This is a genomic window from Bradyrhizobium archetypum, from assembly GCF_013114835.1.
Classification (GTDB): domain Bacteria; phylum Pseudomonadota; class Alphaproteobacteria; order Rhizobiales; family Xanthobacteraceae; genus Bradyrhizobium; species Bradyrhizobium archetypum.
Genome location: NZ_JAAVLW010000002.1, coordinates 845566 through 861927, shown reverse-complemented (window position 1 = coordinate 861927; position 16362 = coordinate 845566). Strand labels below are relative to the sequence as shown.

The window sequence follows — 16362 nt, the reverse complement described above, 5'->3', positions numbered from 1 at the left end:
CCGATGACGACCGGTTTAGGTTACCGGCGCGAAACAGCGGCCCAACCATCTCGACAAGCCTGCCCAAGGTGTATAGACGAGCGCGGCGCAATCCGGCGCCACTCATGAGTTCGTCGTCCGATGGCCACCCCCAAGCGATACGAACGGATCGCCTTTGTCGCGAGCGCAGTCGCCGAGGCACAGACCGCGCTGGCGCAGCTCACCAAACTTTACGGCAATCACGACGCCGCCGACGCCGACGTCGTGGTGGCGCTCGGCGGCGATGGCCTGATGCTGCAGACGCTGCACGCCCACATGCGCACGGGAAAGCCGATCTACGGCATGCATCGTGGCACCGTCGGCTTCCTGATGAACGAATTCACCACCCACGACCTCCATACGCGGTTGGCGGCCGCGCGAGAATCCCTGATCAATCCGCTCCTGATGCGCGCGACCGACGTGCATGGCGCCGTGCATCTGCATCACGCCATCAACGAGGTCGCGCTGTTCCGCCAGACCAACCAGGCCGCGCATTTGCGCATCCTGATCGACGAACACGAGCGCATGCCCGAACTGATCGCCGACGGCATCCTGGTGGCGACGCCGGCCGGCTCCACCGCCTATAACCTCTCGGCGCAGGGACCGATCCTGCCGATCAACGCCGCGCTGCTGGCGCTGACGCCGATCAGTGCGTTCCGGCCGCGGCGCTGGCGCGGCGCCCTGCTGCCCAACTCGGCCTTCGTCGTGATCGAGGTGCTCGAAGGCGAAAAGCGTCCGGTCGCGGCCGCCGCCGACCATGACGACGTGCGCGACGTCCGCCGCGTCGAGGTGCTGTCCGACAAGACGATCTCGATGCGGATGCTGTTCGATCCTGGCCACAGCCTCGAGGAACGCATCCTGCGCGAGCAGTTCGGGTACTGACCCCGTCGCTTTCGCAAGCGACGACGCGTTCAGGAGCCGGTTTTGCAACCATTCCTTAACGGGCGCCGCGATATGGTTAACGGCAGTATACCGTTTAGCTTGGCCGGGCCGGACCATGTATCGCATCGACTTCAACAAGCTGCGATTTCTGATTTGCGACGACAATCCGCATATGCGCCGTATCCTGCGGACGCTGCTGCATTCGTTCGGCGCGCGCGAGGTCTATGAGGCCGAAGACGGCGCCACCGCGCTTGAAATGTACAGCCATTACGTGCCCGACATCGTCATCACCGACTGGGCGATGCCGATCTTCGACGGCCTCGAGCTCGCTCAGATGATCCGCCAGCCGGAATCCAAGGGCAACCCCTACGCGCCAATCATCATGCTGACCGGGCATTCGGAGAAGCGGCGCGTGACGGTTGCGCGCGACGCCGGCGTCACCGAGTTCCTGGCCAAGCCGATCTCGGCCAAGGGGCTTTACCAGCGGATCCTCAACGTCGTCGCCAATCCCCGCCCTTTCATCAAGACCAAGACCTATTTCGGTCCGGACCGCCGGCGCAACACCAACAATGCCTATATCGGCCCCGAACGCCGCGTCGGCGGCGAGATGGAAGTGCTGCAGCAGCCGTCGCTGCTCGACAAGGCGCGGTCGGGCATCTGAGCGCATCCGGAGATATCATCATGGCGAAAGAGAAGCCCGCGACGCTGCAGGTCAAGTCGTTTGCCGATCATCACGTGATCACGCAGCCCAATCCGCTGCGCAAGGTGCTGCTGCGCGTTCCCGAATCCGACCTCGACGATCCCGTCGGACGCGCAGAAAAGGCGCTTGCAGAATTATCCGGCGAATTCAAGAACTGGATGACGATCGAGGCGGACCGGCTCTCGGCCGCACATGCGGCCGTGCTCCGCGACGGATTTACCACCGACAACCGCGAAGAGCTGTTTCGGGCTGCCCACGACATCAAGGGCGATGCCGCGACGTTCGGCTTTCCGTCCGCAGGCGCCGCCGCCGAAAGCCTGTGCCGCATCATCGAGCATGCGCCCGACCTCGACCAGGTTCCGGTTGACCTGATCACCCACCACATCAACGCCATCCAGGCGATCGCGCGCGAACGCACCAAGCTCGATACTGCCGTGATGGCGAGCAAACTGAGCAAACAGCTGCGCGGCGTCACCGACGAATTCCTGCTCAAGGTAAACCGCGACCGCCCCGAGCACCTCGAAGCGATCCTGGCGCCGAGCATCGTGCCGGCGGAGTAGTCTCACCGTCATTGCGAGGAGCTCGTCGGGTGGGCAAAATGCGCGACAGCGCCGTGCCCACCAACGCTCGCGCACCATATGCGGAAGGATGGTGGGCACGCTTCGCTTTTGCACACGCTACAAAATCTCGAACTTTACGCTGCGATCAGATCGCGCACGGCAGGCACGAAGGCTTCGTCGGCGACCAGTTCCTCGCAGAATGCGCGGGCTTCCTCGCGCGCGGATTCGGTTGCGAAGCGCCGAAGCAGGATGAGTAACGGCTCGGCGGCCTCGTGGTCGGTCGCGCAATGGGTCAGCACGCGCTCGACCATGCGGCGGCGCAGCCGCGCGGCTCCACCCAGCGTATCGACGTAGCCGGTTTCGCGACAGGCCTCGAGCGCCACACGAAACGCCGCGAAGGTGGATTCCGGAAGGCCCGCGCGGATCAGAAGCGCCTGCAGGCTGCCGCCGCCGCGCTCGTGCAGGAGCGCCGTCACCCGCGCCAGCGGCAGGTCGGCCAGTTCGGCAAGCGCGGCATCGAACAATTCGAGATTGCCCGACAACAGCGCGCGCAGGATCAGGCCTGCGGTCAATTGCCCGGTGGCGCGCAGGTGCCGAACCAGGCCTTTCATGTCGTCGCCGCGCGTGCGCGCCGCGATGTTGATGGTCGAGCGCTCGCGCGCTTCGCTCGCCAGCCGCCCTGCCCGGTCGGCGCTGAGCCAGTTGCGGGCGACGACGAATTGCGCCAGCGTCTCGGAGAGCTTGGCGACCAAGGCCGCACGGGTGGCGGCCGGCAGGCCTTCGAGTACCAGCATCGCTTCCCTGATCGCGGCGAGATGGCCGTGACGTTCGACGATGCGGTCCCAGGAGAATGGCGCCAGCTCGGCGTAGGCGTTTTCGATCAGTTCAAGCGCTGCGGCGGCTGAACCAACTTCGGCGATCGCGGCGGAGACCGAGGGCGGCAGATTGATGCGGCGCGCGATGGCGCATTGCATGTCGCTATTGCCGGTCGCGACGATGTCGACGAGGTCGGCATCGATCAGAAGCGGCGAATGTTCGAGCACGGGAAGCGCGATCGTGGGCTGGTCGAGCGCGAGCGCCTGCACGATCGCGGCCGGCGCGTCCGAACTGTGCGCGAAGACTTCCGACATCGCCTGGCGAACCAGCGGCGATGGATCGTCGAGCAGCATCAGCAGCGCGCCTTCGGCGGCGATGCGATCGTCTTCCGATAGATCTGAAATCAACCAGGCCCGCGCCAACGCCCGGGTCGCCTCTGCCCGCTCGCCTGCCGAAGCGGTACGAATCCAACTGATGAACTGCCGAACGATCATGGTCCTGGCTTACGCAACCTGAAACGACACCGTGACGCGGTGCCACTATTAGAAAAAATAAACCATGACGCTTAACAAAGGGTTCACTATAAACGGCTGGTTTTATTGACGTTTTGTTAAGGGTGGGAGGACGGAGCTTCTCACTCCTCATCTCAGGAATAAGCGCGCTTGCGCTTATTCCGAAGGAGCTCGAAGGATGAAGGCCCAACCGGGGCCACATGGTTCGAGACGCCGCTGATGCGGCTCCTCACCATGAGGGGCAACGGCCGAGCATGCCGCTATACGTTCAGCTACCGAACGTGCCGCTGCGGTCGCTGAAGAGGTCGAGCCTTCCGGGCGCGCGGACCTCCGGAGTCGCGGAGGCGATCTTGCCCCACAATTCCTGAACCGTCGGCGAGATCGGCTGCGTGCGCTCGCCGGCCTGGAACAGCGAGCGGAAGATCGGCTCCGGCGGCACGGAGGCGGTCTGCGCCATTGCCACCACCGGCGTCACGGCACGCTGATCCGGAAAGCTCGAGAGATAGGCGGCATTGTCGATCACGCTCGCCGCCGGCGTTGCGCTCGCGACGGTAACACGTCTTGGCAGTTCGCCCGCAGCCGCCATCGCCGTGCGCGTCACCTGTGAATTCGCGGCGGCGGCATAGCGCGTGCTCAGCATCGAATAGACCTGGGAGACGCTCCGCTCCCGCCCGGATCGATCATAGAAGATCGACTGGTTGGCCGCGGCGGCGTTCGGAAACATCCGCGCGGCTGATACGTTCGGATTGTCTTCGGCGTTCTGGATCAGCTTGCCGGCGCCGCCGACGCCCATGAAATGCGCCATATAGAGTTCAGCGTCGGTCGGGCGGCGGCCGATCTTGCCGGTCAGCTTGAAACTGTTGGATTGGGTCAGCACCGCCGCCATCGACGAGGCCGCATCCGGATCGTCGCGCAGCCGCATGATCGCGCCGCGCGCGGTGGGATCGCTGACCGAATAGCGGCCGTCGGAATCCCGGGTGATGGCGTCGGCATATTTTCCGTACCCGAGATGGGGCCCCGCCTCCTTCACCGTTCCGAGCCAGGTCTGGTCGATGAACTGAAACAGCCCGCGCGCCGACGAGGTCGTGGCGGCGGCCTTCGGATTGAAATTGGATTCCATCTTCGCGGTGGCGAGCAGATATTCGAAGCTGGCGCCGGTGGTCGAGGCAGCCTGCCTGATGGAGCCTGCGATCTTCGCGCGCGTGGGATCGACACCTGCCGCAGCCGTGGCGCTTGTTGTGTCGACCGCCATGTCTCTGGTGCCCCGCTCCTCGCGAACCCCGCGCGGTGCTCTCAAGGCACTGGCAATCAGTGCCTAATGAGGCCGAGACTGCCGCAATTATGGTTAAGAGCGCGTTAAAGGCCCCACGACGTCATTCCGGGGCAGCCGCAGGCTGAACCCGGAATCGCGAGATTCTCTGGTGCGCAAGTGCGCACCAGAGCCCTGCGGGCCGCCCCGGAACGACGGAATCATTTCCGATACACCTTCTCCGGATCGAACTGCCTTTCGGCATCCACAAACGAGACCCGTGTGCCGCCATCGGCCGCCTCGATCTTTCGATAGAAACAGGAGTGCCGGCCGGTGTGGCACGCAGCACCGTGCTGTTCGACGCGGATCCAGATCGCATCCTGATCGCAATCCATCCGCATCTCGACCACGCGCTGGGTCTGACCCGAGCTCTCACCTTTTCGCCATAACGCGTTGCGGGAGCGGCTGAAGTACCAGGCCTCGCCGCTCTCGATCGTCTTGCGCAACGCTTCATCGTTCATATGGGCGACCATCAGCACGTCGCCGGTCGCAGCATCGGTCGCCACGCAGGTGACGAGACCGGACGCGTCGAATTTGGGCCGGAAGGCCAGCCCTTCCTCGCGGTCATTGGTCGTTGCGGATGTGGACACGACAGAGCCTCGCGGAGAAATTTCGGCGAGGCTACCGGTTCGGGCCTCGCACCAGGGTCAGGAAGCGCTGCTGCTCCGCCGGATTATCGCGGAACATGCCGGTAAAGCGGCTGGTGAAGGTCATCGCGCCATGCTTGGCGACGCCGCGGACCGACATGCAGGTATGCTCGGCCTCGATCAGCACGGCCACACCGCGGGGCTTTAACACCTCGTCGATGGCCGCTGCGATCTGGGCCGTCAGATGCTCCTGGGTCTGCAGGCGGCGGGCGAAGATGTCGGTGAGCCGCGCCAGCTTGGACAAGCCCACCACCCGCTCCACCGGCGTATAGGCGATATGCGCCTTGCCGTAGAACGGCATCATGTGATGCTCGCATTGCGAGGTGAATTCGATGTCGCGAACGAGGACGAAATCGTCATAGCCCGCGGTTTCGCCGAAGGTGCGGTCCAGTACTTCGGCCGGGCACTGGTGGTAGCCCTGATAAAGTTCGTCGAAGGCTTCGACCACTCGGCGCGGCGTATCGAGGAGGCCCTCGCGGCCGGGGTTCTCGCCGATATAGCTGAGCAGCGTTTGCACGGCGTGCTCCGCCTCCGCGCGCGAGGGGCGCGGCAGATCGGCACGGACAGCGGCAGCCAGGAACTCGGCCGGATCCAGCTCGGCCGGGCGGGTATCCGGCGCAACATCGGGCGACTTGACTTCGGAAGGCTTGACCTCAGAAGGCTTTACTTCGGAAGGCTTGGCGGGGCGGAGGGATTTGATCAATGCGTCCATGTCTTCTCCGTTCGACCGGCCCGAAGGACCGGAGTGTCACCGGGCAGACGGGGCGGTTCGCCGCCGGGCGCCTGAGTCCCATCCACAACACATTATAGGCGAACCGGTTCGCTCGCCGGTTCGCCTTCGGCAAACGGCCAGGCTGTTTTTCCGCCGTTCCTGTCCATATATAGGACGATGAAACCCAGCCGCCAAGGGCGCGCGGACCGCTGCCCGGGACACCGATTCACATGCTGAATGACATCTACAACAAGCGGATCATCGAACTGGCGGGCAATATCCCCCGCCTCGGCCGCCTGCCCGACCCCCACGCCAGCGCCACCGCCCACTCCAAGCTGTGCGGCTCGACCGTCAAGGTCGACCTCAAGATGGACGGGCCCGTGGTCACCGATTTCGCGCATGACGTGAAGGCCTGCGCGCTGGGACAGGCCTCCTCCTCGATCATGGCAAGCCATGTGGTCGGCTCGACGGCCAGCGAGTTACGTGAATTGCGAGAAACCGTGCGCAAGATGCTGAAGGAAAACGGCAGTCCACCGCAGGGCAAATGGGCTGACATTGCCCTGCTTGAACCGGTGCGCGACTACAAGGCCCGCCATGCCTCGACCATGCTGACCTTCGACGCCGTGGTCGACGCTATCGGCCAGATCGAAGCCCGGAGCAGGCAGACGGCGCAGGCGTAAGCGTAGGTCCCGGCTCAGCCCAATCCTGTCATACCCGCGAAGGCGGGCATCCAGTACGCCGGGAACTCTCGAATTATCACGGCGGCTGCGGCGTACTGGATCATCCGCTCCGGTGCGCAATCGCGCACAAGGCAGATGATGACACCGCAGCCCGGTTCTGCCGATGCAGCTTACTGCTGAGGTTGCGGCTGGGCCGGCTGTGCCGGCGTGGTCGCATTGCCGCCGGTCGGAGCCGCGGCTTCGGCGGTCTTGGTCGACTTGCCCGGCTGTGGCTGCGCCTCGCCCTCCATGGCGGAGCTGAGGAAGCGATCCTGCGGCTTGGACGGCTTCGCCTCGGCCATCGGCACCGACGCATTGTCCTGCGGGAACACGTCGGCAGGCGAATCGGTCGTGACCAGATTCGCCAGGCGCAATTCACCGCGCGATAATTCGTGCAGATCTTCCCACGGCGGCACGCTCAGTGCGAGCGACAAGAGATCGCCCGTTCCGCCCATCTCGAAGGTGTATTTCGTGAGGCGGCCGATGTCGCGTTGCACGATCATCAGATCCTGCGCGCTGTAGCTTGCAGCCTTGGCATCGTCGGCGCGGTCGCCCATCCAGATCTGGTGCACGCGGACATGCGCGACCGGTGGCACGTAACGGGTCTTGCCGGCGAGCAGCAGGAACACACACATCGACTCGCAATAGGCTTCGGGCGTCACGCTGACACGTTCCCCTAGAGGGGTTTTCGTGCGCACGGTGGCGCCGACCGTGGTCAGCGCACCGAGGCTGCGGAACCGGCGGCCAAGCGCGATGGAATCGTTGACCGAGCCGCCGCTGGAATCCAGCACGATGGTCGCGCCAGCAAGCTGGCGGCCTTTGGCGAATTCGTCGAACTGCCTGGGGCTATCGGCCGTGACAATGCCGACGGCTGAGACCCAGCCCTTGCAATCCGGCTGGCATGCATTCCACCTGAAATGCATCGGCTGCTTGCGTTCTTCGAGCGTGCCGCCGGCGTGGGCCGAATTCCCGGGCGTCGTGATCGCGCCGGGCAATGCGAGACAGAAGGCGGTGGCGCCGAGAAGCGCCAAGCCGCGAAATTTGAGCGACGTCACAAACCTCAATTTGGTTCCTTCCCCCAAGCCCCGACTACGATGAGCGGTAACGGCTCCGGTTTAGCGCAAGATGATTCTGTCATCGATCCGTATCAAAACGGTAACTGTGCTGACCTGTGTCGTCCATAATACCTTGGCTTGCTCCCCCGCTTTGCAGTGCGATAATTCTGAACTGTGGCGTAAATATCTGCATGTGTTGAGTTCCTAGCTTGGGAACTCCCGCAAAACTACGTACATAGTTCAACATGGCGCCTGCAGATCATTCATCATCACCGCAAAAACGATGCATAGACTATGCCAGCATGACCCGTCGTCTGCCGCGCAACGCGGGACGCGCGCTGATTTGGATCTACCGGCACACGCTGTCACCGCTGGTCGGCTATAACTGCCGGCATCTGCCGACATGCTCAGTGTATGGCGATGAAGCGATCGAGCGCTTCGGCTTGTGGGGCGGCGGATGGATGACGCTGGCGCGGCTGTTGCGCTGCCACCCCTGGGGAACATCGGGCATCGACAATGTGCCGCTCACGGCGCCACCGGGAGCGCGGTGGTATCTGCCGTGGCGCTACGGACGCTGGCGCGGCGTCAACGCGCCGTGAATGCGGCGCTTACGGTGGAGGCGGAGCTCCATCGCTCAGCGCCAGAAGAAAAATCCGCCTCCCGGCTGCGGCCCGATATCCGCCGGCGGTCGCAGCCTGCGCGGCCGCGGCGGTGGCGGCGCTGCCTCCGCCGACGATGTGGCATCGATGGCGGGCGATCCATCGTCAGGCAATCTCACCGACAGCAGCACATTCGTTTCAGGCGTGCGCCATCGGTAGCCGATCCCGAAATCGATCGGCTGCGCGCGCCGGAACAATTCGGCATAGGACGGCTGATAATGTTGCGGGAATTTGTCGATTGGCCCGAGGTAGCGGCCGAACGGAAAAAGGCGCCACTTCTTCGTGCTGTAATAGGCCAGCGGAATTCCTGAATCATCCTGGATGATGGTGGCGCTGTTGTTGAGCAGGAAGTTGCGCACGGTGGTGAAGTTGCCGGAATGCAGGAGATAGGACGCGCTCTTGAGCAGGCTGTTGCCAGGCGCCAGCGTCGCGCAGAATTTCAGGAAGCCGCTCGCCTTCACGCCGGAATTGGAAAGATCGGTCGAGAAGTAATAGAGCGTCTTCTCCTGACCGTCGCTGCCGGTGAAGACGATGCGCACGCCGCGAACGGCATTCGGCCCCGGATTTTCGCCGGCGAAATGCGCCGCGCCCGTGTTGTCCAGCGAGATCGGGCCCACGCTCTTCACCGTCATGCCCGAACGCGCCAGGAATACGTAGAGGATCGGCAACGTGCCGCTGATCTGGCCGGCCTGCAGATCGGTCTTCATGTCCTTGGTGATGAAGAAGCTGAAGCTCAGGATCGAACCGAGCGAGCGCTCGACGTTGTAGAGCGCCGACACCATGCCGCCGCGCGGCAGTCTCGTCAGGTCGGGAACCGAACCGACCGGCTCGAGCGCGCTCAGCACGTAGGTCGAAGCCTTCGAGTGAAAGGCATTGGCATAGAGAAAGTCAGGACCCGAGAACATGTAGAACATGGTCGGCTTCGGCGCCGCCAGATTGGTATCGGCCCAGGCGCGGATCCGTGACAGCTGGCGCTGCTCGAGTTGCCCGAATGCGGTGTCGAAGAATTTGGCGTGACGCTGCCAGGCCGGATCGTTGGTGAGTGGCACAAGTGGCGAAGCCGCCGACGGCATCATGCCCGCCAGGAATTTTGCGGTGTCATCGGCCGTTGCGGTTTGGGCATGAACGGTAGCCGCGGCCGCCAGCAGCATCAGCGCAGCAAGCGTCACCATTCTCAGGGAATGCAGCATATTCATTCCCGACTCGGAGACGCGGCCGCAGGGACATGATCTTCGCGCTTGCGGAAGACGGCGTAAATCAACAACCCCGAAAACATGATCAAAAGACCCAGCAGCGACTGCAAGGGACGTTCGGTCAAAAGGTAGTACATCATGAATCCGGTCACGAGCAGGAAAACCACAGGGGTTAGCGGGTATCCCCAGGCGCGGTACGGCCGCGGCATATCCGGATGCGTGATGCGCAGCTTGATCACCCCGAGCACGGTGAAGAACGAGCAGAACAGAAGCGCGAACTGGATGAAGTCGAGCACGGCCTCGAAGCTGCGCGTAAACAGCATCAGGCTTGCGACCGTGAGCTGAAACAGAATGGCATGGGCCGGCGCGCCGCCGGTCGACCTTCGGGCAAACGTCCGCAGCACCGGAAGGTCCTCGCCCATCGTCATCATGACGCGCGGCCCGATCCACATCATCGCGCTGATCGAGGAGATCAGCCCGACACAGATCATCGCGCCGACGATGCGGCCGCCGAGCTCGCCGAAAATGTAGCTGCCGGAAATGCGGGCGACGTCGAGCTGGCCCGCCAGCTTGTCGATCGGCGCGGTGTGCAGGAACACCGCGTTGAGTGCGACATACAACACCAGCACGATCAGCGTTCCGATCAGCATCGCTCGCGGCACGTTGCGTTCGGGCAATCTCACCTCGCCGATGATGTAGGTCGCCGCGTTCCACCCCGAGAACGAATACATTACGAACACAAGGCTGATCGCGAACGGTGCGCTGATGATGTGGGTGAAGTCTGAAGCTGAAGGCGCAAAGGATATCGGCTGCGCCGTGCCGATCACGAAGCCGCAGACCAGGAAGGCCACGATCAGCACCACCTTCAGGATGGTGGCGATGAGCTGAAAGGTTGACGAATGCCGGATGCCGGCGAGTTGCACCAGCGACACCAGCCAGACCACGCCGACCGCGAGCATCAGCGGCGGCGCATCAGGCAGCACCGACTTGCCATACTCACCGAATGCCATGGCGGCCAGCGCAACCGGCGCGGCGAAGCCGACGGTTGCCGACACCCAGCCCGCGACAAAGCCGAAGGCCGGATGATAGGCCCGGCCGAGCAAATTGTACTCGCCGCTCGAGCGCGGAAACATTGCGCCGAGCTCGCCGTAGGAAAACACGCCGCACAACGCGACGATGCCACCGACGGCCCACAGCAACAGGATCGAAAAGCCGGAGGGGATATCGTTGACCTGAAAGCCGAGGCTGGTGAAGACGCCGACGCCAACCATGTCGGCAACGACGATTGCAACCGCCACCAGAACCGAAACGGTGGAGCCGCTGCTGGAGAGCGAGCCGGGCCAAGCCGGGGTTCCCGTTTCTGATGCCGCCATCTTGGACCGTACCTTCAAGCGCCCCAGCCAAGAGTCGCATGGTGCAGGCTGGCGTCCCCCAATTCAAGCAGTGTTAACAAGGGTTTAAATTGAAGTGCAAAATAGGTCTTATAGTACCGCGACCGGCTACCGTGCCACTACTGGATTGCGAAAAGACGTGACGGTCCCACAATCGCGACACGATTGAATGGTCTCCTCAGGCTTCCGGATGTGGGGAGTTTTTCCGGACGCTTAGTGTCGCCTAACCGCGTGCGAGCTTGACCCCGGTTGATGGTGGATCTTGGGGAATTGGGGTGGATGGTCGGAGCTAATCCGAAATTCCAGGCAATTGATCGGGCCATCCGGCTGGCGTCAGCGGCCGTGCTCCGCCGCGCCTTGCCGCTCCGATGGCACTGGGTCGCGCTGGCTGCGCTGATCGTGCCGCTCTCCTTTGTAATCATTCAGTGCGGCAAGGCACCCGACGCCGGCATAGTGGCGGCGAACACGGAAGGCGCCAAATCCAAGGCCGCCGGGGCCTCGGTTGACGCTTTCGACGACCATGTCCCGGCACCGCAATTCGCCGACCGTTTTCCGAGCGCCAGTGAACGCCTGCCACAGATCGAGCACCAGGTGGCGCTCGCGCCGCAAGCGGAGCCGCGCACGGTGCGTACCGAGCCGGTGAGGGTCGCGTCGCTGACGCCCACGCTGACCCTGCCCCGCACCGAACGCGAAGAACTGACCAAGCTGGTCAGCATGAAGTCATCCGCCTTTCCCTATTTCGGCACCAATCCGCGCTCGGAAGAGCCGTTTCTCAACATCACCAAGGGCGATCGCAAGGGCCACCGCAGCCATAGCGGCCGGGTCTATTGGCAGGACGAGACCTACAACGACAGCCGCGTGCTGGTGCACGTCCCCGAGACGTTCGATGTCAAGAAGCCCGGCGCGATCGTGGTGTTCTTCCACGGCAACGGTGCGACGCTGGAACGCGACGTCCGCGACCGGCAACTGGTGCCGCAGCAGATCTCCGATTCCGGCACCAACACCGTGCTGCTGGCGCCGCAAATGGCGGTCGATGCCGCCGACTCCTCGGCTGGCAAGTTCTGGCAGCCGGGTGGCTTCAAGCGCTTTATCGAGGAATCGGCCAGCCACCTCGCCCGTCTCTACGGCGATCCGAAGTCCGCGCAGGCGTTCGCGAACATGCCGATCGTGATCGTCGGCTATAGCGGCGGTTTTCTGCCGACCGCCTGGAGCCTCGAGGTCGGCGGCCTTTCCAATCGCGTCCGCGGCGTGTTCCTGCTCGACGCCGTCTATGGCGAGCTCGACAAGTTCGCGTCCTGGATCGAGAAAAACCGGACCGGCTTCTTCGTCAGCTCGTACACCCGTTACACCAAGCGGCATGATCTGGAGCTGATGCAAATGCTCCGTGACCGGGGCATCACGTTTACCGAGAGCATGGACGAGCCGCTGCGTCCCGGCAGCGTCGTGTTCGTGCAGACGCCTGACGGCGTCACCCATCGCGATTACGTAACGCAAGCCTGGACCGAGCATCCGGTCAAGGATGTGCTGGTCAAGATGGCGGCAACCCCGGCGCTGACCAGGATCGCCAGCACGCCCTACGCAAACCAATAACCGGCCGCTCCGTCCCCGCTAGGCCTTCCTCGGTTTGGTCAGAATCACCGTCACCACCGCCAGCGCGACGAAGGCGGTGGCGACATAGCCCGAGGCGTGGAGCAGATCGCGCGCATAGAGAAAGCCGCCGGTCGCCGAGCCGATGGCCTGCCCGATGTAGAGCACTGAAGTGTTGAGCGACACCGAGGCCGACGCCAGCATAGGTGCGGCACCGACAAGCCTCACCTGCTGCATCGAATTGGTGGAAGCGAATCCAATGCCCCAGACCGCAACGGAAACAGCCATCAACGGATAGATGCCGGCGCTGAGCGCCCAGCCGCCGAGGCCGGCCAACAGCACCGACGTGAACAGCATGGACGTCTTCCAGGCCCCCCAGGAATCGACGATGCGGGTCGCGATCACCGTGCCGATCACGCCGCACACGCCGTAGGTCGCAAACACCAGGGCGATCGGGTCCGGGCCTGCTCCCGTCAACCGCGCCAGCAACGGACCCATATAGGTGAACACCACGAACTGGCCGGACATCTGCAGCGTCGTGATCAGCAGCAGCAGCAGGATCATCGGATTGCGGCCGATCGCTGCCCAGGTCTTGAGGTCGACCGGCGCGCCCATCAGCCCGCGCGGCAGGCGCCAGGCCAGCAACAGGAAGCTAACGCAGCTTGTCGCACCGATCGCAGCATAGACCCCCTGCCACCCATAGCGGCTGGCGATGAACGTGATCGCCGGCAGGCCAACTGCAGCCGCCAGCGACCAGCCGAGAAAGATGTAGGCGATGGTGCTGCCGCGTTTTTCTTCCGGCACGATCAGCGCAGCCGTTCCCGCCGCCTGCGGCGTGTAAAGCGCGCCGACCGCCAGCATGACCAGGCGAATGGCGAGCAGGCTCGCGTAGTCAGGCGCGAAGGCGGAAGCGATGTTGGTGAGCGCCAGCACAGCGAGGGTAGCGGTAAGCAGCGTGCGGCGCTCGATCCTGGAAGTCAGCCACGCCGTGACAGGCGAACCGATGCAGAGCACGATCGCGCCGAAGGTGATCAGGAGACCCGCGGTGCGGACCGAGACGTCAAGACCGGCGGACAATTCAACCAGCATGCCCGCCGGCGCCAGCACCGAGCAACCGGTGACGAGATTGCCGAGCATCAGGGCGGTGGGAGCGAAGCGGCGTTCGATTTGGACGGGCACGGGTACATGTTTCATGCACATGCATGTACGGTCCGCGCAGTGCCAAGAAAAGGACGCGATGCCGGATTATTTGTCATCGCTGTCATGAGTTTTATTGATTTGACGGCGCTGATATCCGTGCGCAGCCGTGACGGAGAACCGGTCTTCTTTTCCGTGCGATTGGGCCAGATGTAGCTCCCGCAGCCGCCCCCATCACGGCTATTTGGCGAAATTGCCCGATTGCAGGAGCCGAATCGCCTGCTATACCGCTGTTTCCCGCTTACCTGCGCTCGTTCGCAGGAGTGAGCTCAAGGAGATGCCAATGCCTGACAGCAATGCACCCGCATCGGGATTCCAATTTGGCCTTGCGAATTTGAAACCGGCCGAACCCGTGCACAAAGTCACCCTCACCTTCCCCGACGGCGCCAAGCGCGAATACGCCAAGGGGACCACCGGCTTCGATATCGCCAAGGGCATCTCGCCGTCGCTTGCCAAGCGCACGGTGGCAATGGCGCTCGACGGCGTACTCGCCGATCTCAACGATCCGATCTTGCACGATGCGAGGCTCGAACTCATTAGCCGCGAAGATCCCCGCGCGCTGGAACTGATCCGGCATGACTGCGCGCATGTATTGGCGGAGGCCGTGCAGTCGCTGTGGCCGGGCACTCAGGTGACCATCGGCCCGGTGATCGAGAACGGCTTCTATTACGACTTCTTCCGCAACGAGCCGTTCACGCCGGAAGACTTTGCCGCGATCGAGAAGCGGATGCGCGAGATCATCGCGCGCGACAAGCCCTTCACCAAGCAGGTGTGGGACCGCGAAAAAACCAAGCAGGTGTTCCGCGACAAGGGCGAGGCGTTCAAGGTCGAGCTGGTCGACGCCATTCCCGGCGACGAGCCGATCAAGATCTATTTCCAGGGCGACTGGTTCGATCTTTGCCGCGGCCCGCACATGAACTCGACGGGCAAGATCGGCAACGCGTTCAAGCTGATGAAGGTGGCGGGCGCCTACTGGCGCGGCGATGCCAACAACCCGATGCTGACGCGGATCTACGGCACGGCGTTCGCCAAGCAGGAGGAACTCGACGCCTACCTCAAGCAGATCGAGGAAGCCGAGAAGCGCGACCACCGCAAGCTCGGCCGCGAGCTCGACCTGTTCCACTTCCAGGAAGAGGGGCCCGGCGTGGTGTTCTGGCACCCGAAGGGCTGGACCATCTTCCAGGCGCTGATCGCCTATATGCGCCGCCGCCTGGCCGGCGACTACGACGAGGTCAACGCGCCGCAGATCCTCGACAAGGTATTGTGGGAAACCTCGGGCCATTGGGACTGGTACCGCGAGAACATGTTCGCGGCGCAATCGGCCGGCGACGAAGCCGAGGACAAGCGCTGGTTTGCGCTGAAGCCGATGAACTGCCCCGGCCATGTGCAGATCTTCAAGCATGGCCTGAAGAGCTATCGCGACCTGCCCTTGCGCCTTGCCGAATTCGGCGTGGTGCATCGCTACGAGGCGTCGGGTGCCATGCACGGCCTGATGCGCGTGCGCGGCTTCACCCAGGACGATGCGCATGTGTTCTGCACCGAAGCGCAGCTGGCGGAAGAGTGCCTCAAGATCAACGAGTTGATCCTGTCGACCTATGCCGATTTCGGCTTCGACGGCGAGCTGACGGTGAAACTCTCGACCCGGCCGGAGAAGCGCGTCGGCACCGACGAGATGTGGGAGCATGCCGAGCGCGTGATGGCGACGGTGCTTGCGGAAATTCAGGCCAGCGGCAGCAACCGTATCAAGACCGCGATCAATCCGGGCGAAGGCGCGTTCTACGGGCCGAAATTCGAATATGTGCTGCGTGACGCCATCGGCCGCGACTGGCAATGCGGCACCACGCAGGTCGACTTCAACCTGCCGGAACGGTTCGGCGCGTTCTACATCGATACCGACGGCTCCAAGAAGACGCCGGTGATGGTCCATCGCGCGATCTGCGGCTCGATGGAGCGCTTCATCGGCATCCTGATCGAGCACTTCGCCGGCAACTTCCCGCTGTGGCTGGCGCCGACCCAGGTGGTGGTCACGACGATCACTTCCGAAGGCGACGAATACGCCAAGGTGGTCGCGGCTGCCGCGCGGCGCGCCGGCCTGCGCGTCGAGATCGACCTGCGCAACGAGAAGATCAACTACAAGGTCCGCGAGCACTCGCTGGCGAAGATCCCTGCTCTTCTCGTCGTCGGCAAGAAGGAAGCCGAAACCCATTCGGTCTCGATCCGCCGGCTTGGCAGCGAAGGCCAAACCGTGATGCCGACCGACGAGGCGCTCGCCGCGCTGGTCGAGGAAGCGACCCCGCCGGACGTGAAGCGGGCGCGGGCGGCTGTCTGATCATAATCGGTCTAAATCGGCTTCCGCTGGACCGGCTGTGCCACTATCTGTGCCGCAGCCATCTCCGACGAACGAG

General features: G+C 63.6%; 15 protein-coding genes. 7 read left to right on the top strand and 8 right to left on the bottom strand.

The window, feature by feature from the left end; all coding sequences use genetic code 11:
• The first annotated feature begins 120 nt into the window (after positions 1-120).
• The 3 genes from HCN50_RS08530 to HCN50_RS08520 all read left to right on the top strand — a co-directional run bounded on the left by HCN50_RS08530 (position 121) and on the right by HCN50_RS08520 (position 2160).
• Positions 121-900, top strand: a complete 780-nt coding sequence (locus HCN50_RS08530) for an NAD kinase (RefSeq protein WP_171709149.1) — start codon at positions 121-123, stop codon at positions 898-900.
• 115 nt (positions 901-1015) lie between these two features.
• A complete protein-coding gene (locus tag HCN50_RS08525) occupies positions 1016-1561 on the top strand; it encodes a response regulator (protein WP_171709148.1) in 546 nt (181 codons plus the stop codon).
• Positions 1562-1581: 20 nt separating this feature from the next.
• Positions 1582-2160 (top strand): Hpt domain-containing protein, encoded by a 579-nt coding sequence (locus tag HCN50_RS08520; protein ID WP_171709147.1) that lies wholly within the window; start codon positions 1582-1584, stop codon positions 2158-2160.
• Between the two features lie 134 nt (positions 2161-2294).
• Here the strand turns inward: HCN50_RS08520 and HCN50_RS08515 are convergent, their stop codons facing one another.
• From HCN50_RS08515 to folE, 4 genes are all read right to left on the bottom strand, one after another.
• The gene (locus tag HCN50_RS08515) at positions 2295-3470 is read right to left on the bottom strand and encodes a DUF2336 domain-containing protein (protein ID WP_171709146.1); all 1176 of its coding nucleotides are present in this window, start codon (positions 3468-3470) and stop codon (positions 2295-2297) included.
• Positions 3471-3756: 286 nt separating this feature from the next.
• Positions 3757-4740: a transglycosylase SLT domain-containing protein gene (locus tag HCN50_RS08510; RefSeq protein ID WP_171709145.1), complete on the bottom strand. Its 984-nt coding sequence runs from the start codon at positions 4738-4740 to the stop codon at positions 3757-3759.
• 218 nt (positions 4741-4958) lie between these two features.
• Positions 4959-5387, bottom strand: coding sequence for a phosphoribosyl-AMP cyclohydrolase (hisI, locus tag HCN50_RS08505; RefSeq protein ID WP_171709144.1), 429 nt, complete (start codon positions 5385-5387; stop codon positions 4959-4961).
• A gap of 31 nt (positions 5388-5418) precedes the next feature.
• Positions 5419-6156, bottom strand: coding sequence for a GTP cyclohydrolase I FolE (folE, locus tag HCN50_RS08500; RefSeq protein WP_171709143.1), 738 nt, complete (start codon positions 6154-6156; stop codon positions 5419-5421).
• Positions 6157-6386: 230 nt separating this feature from the next.
• Between folE and HCN50_RS08495 the strand changes: the two genes are divergently transcribed.
• Positions 6387-6836 carry an iron-sulfur cluster assembly scaffold protein gene (locus HCN50_RS08495; protein ID WP_171709142.1) on the top strand — a complete coding sequence of 150 codons (450 nt, stop codon included), beginning with the start codon at positions 6387-6389 and terminating at the stop codon, positions 6834-6836.
• 170 nt (positions 6837-7006) lie between these two features.
• Here HCN50_RS08495 and HCN50_RS08490 read toward each other — a convergent pair whose 3' ends face one another.
• Entirely contained in the window at positions 7007-7939 is a 933-nt protein-coding gene (locus tag HCN50_RS08490) for a COG3904 family protein (protein WP_171709141.1), read from the bottom strand.
• A gap of 293 nt (positions 7940-8232) precedes the next feature.
• Here HCN50_RS08490 and yidD point away from each other — a divergent pair, with 293 nt between their 5' ends.
• Complete coding sequence (gene yidD, locus HCN50_RS08485) at positions 8233-8529, top strand: membrane protein insertion efficiency factor YidD (RefSeq protein ID WP_210264811.1); 297 nt, start codon at positions 8233-8235, stop codon at positions 8527-8529.
• Positions 8530-8564: 35 nt separating this feature from the next.
• Here yidD and HCN50_RS08480 read toward each other — a convergent pair whose 3' ends face one another.
• Both HCN50_RS08480 and HCN50_RS08475 read right to left on the bottom strand, forming a co-directional pair.
• Positions 8565-9779, bottom strand: a complete 1215-nt coding sequence (locus HCN50_RS08480) for a hypothetical protein (RefSeq protein WP_171709140.1) — start codon at positions 9777-9779, stop codon at positions 8565-8567.
• A 2-nt stretch (positions 9780-9781) separates the two neighbouring features.
• The gene (locus HCN50_RS08475; RefSeq protein ID WP_171709139.1) at positions 9782-11155 is read right to left on the bottom strand and encodes an APC family permease; all 1374 of its coding nucleotides are present in this window, start codon (positions 11153-11155) and stop codon (positions 9782-9784) included.
• Positions 11156-11452: 297 nt separating this feature from the next.
• On the opposite strand from HCN50_RS08475, the gene HCN50_RS08470 reads away from it, so the two are divergent.
• Positions 11453-12763 carry an alpha/beta hydrolase gene (locus HCN50_RS08470; RefSeq protein WP_171709138.1) on the top strand — a complete coding sequence of 437 codons (1311 nt, stop codon included), beginning with the start codon at positions 11453-11455 and terminating at the stop codon, positions 12761-12763.
• An 18-nt stretch (positions 12764-12781) separates the two neighbouring features.
• Here HCN50_RS08470 and HCN50_RS08465 read toward each other — a convergent pair whose 3' ends face one another.
• The gene (locus HCN50_RS08465) at positions 12782-13954 is read right to left on the bottom strand and encodes an MFS transporter (protein ID WP_171709137.1); all 1173 of its coding nucleotides are present in this window, start codon (positions 13952-13954) and stop codon (positions 12782-12784) included.
• Between the two features lie 286 nt (positions 13955-14240).
• Between HCN50_RS08465 and thrS the strand changes: the two genes are divergently transcribed.
• Positions 14241-16286, top strand: coding sequence for a threonine--tRNA ligase (thrS, locus tag HCN50_RS08460; protein WP_171709136.1), 2046 nt, complete (start codon positions 14241-14243; stop codon positions 16284-16286).
• Positions 16287-16362: the final 76 nt, after the last annotated feature.

What these genes read in the sequence shown, in the direction of transcription:
- HCN50_RS08530 (WP_171709149.1), top strand. Translation starts at nt 121, where the DNA reads ATGGCCACCCCCAAGCGATACGAACGGATCGCCTTTGTCGCGAGCGCA.
- HCN50_RS08525 (WP_171709148.1), top strand. Translation starts at nt 1,016, where the DNA reads ATGTATCGCATCGACTTCAACAAGCTGCGATTTCTGATTTGCGACGAC.
- HCN50_RS08520 (WP_171709147.1), top strand. Translation starts at nt 1,582, where the DNA reads ATGGCGAAAGAGAAGCCCGCGACGCTGCAGGTCAAGTCGTTTGCCGAT.
- HCN50_RS08515 (WP_171709146.1), bottom strand. Translation starts at nt 3,470, where the DNA reads ATGATCGTTCGGCAGTTCATCAGTTGGATTCGTACCGCTTCGGCAGGC.
- HCN50_RS08510 (WP_171709145.1), bottom strand. Translation starts at nt 4,740, where the DNA reads ATGGCGGTCGACACAACAAGCGCCACGGCTGCGGCAGGTGTCGATCCC.
- folE (WP_171709143.1), bottom strand. Translation starts at nt 6,156, where the DNA reads ATGGACGCATTGATCAAATCCCTCCGCCCCGCCAAGCCTTCCGAAGTA.
- HCN50_RS08495 (WP_171709142.1), top strand. Translation starts at nt 6,387, where the DNA reads ATGCTGAATGACATCTACAACAAGCGGATCATCGAACTGGCGGGCAAT.
- yidD (WP_210264811.1), top strand. Translation starts at nt 8,233, where the DNA reads ATGACCCGTCGTCTGCCGCGCAACGCGGGACGCGCGCTGATTTGGATC.
- HCN50_RS08480 (WP_171709140.1), bottom strand. Translation starts at nt 9,779, where the DNA reads ATGCTGCATTCCCTGAGAATGGTGACGCTTGCTGCGCTGATGCTGCTG.
- HCN50_RS08475 (WP_171709139.1), bottom strand. Translation starts at nt 11,155, where the DNA reads ATGGCGGCATCAGAAACGGGAACCCCGGCTTGGCCCGGCTCGCTCTCC.
- HCN50_RS08470 (WP_171709138.1), top strand. Translation starts at nt 11,453, where the DNA reads ATGGTCGGAGCTAATCCGAAATTCCAGGCAATTGATCGGGCCATCCGG.
- HCN50_RS08465 (WP_171709137.1), bottom strand. Translation starts at nt 13,954, where the DNA reads ATGAAACATGTACCCGTGCCCGTCCAAATCGAACGCCGCTTCGCTCCC.
- thrS (WP_171709136.1), top strand. Translation starts at nt 14,241, where the DNA reads ATGCCTGACAGCAATGCACCCGCATCGGGATTCCAATTTGGCCTTGCG.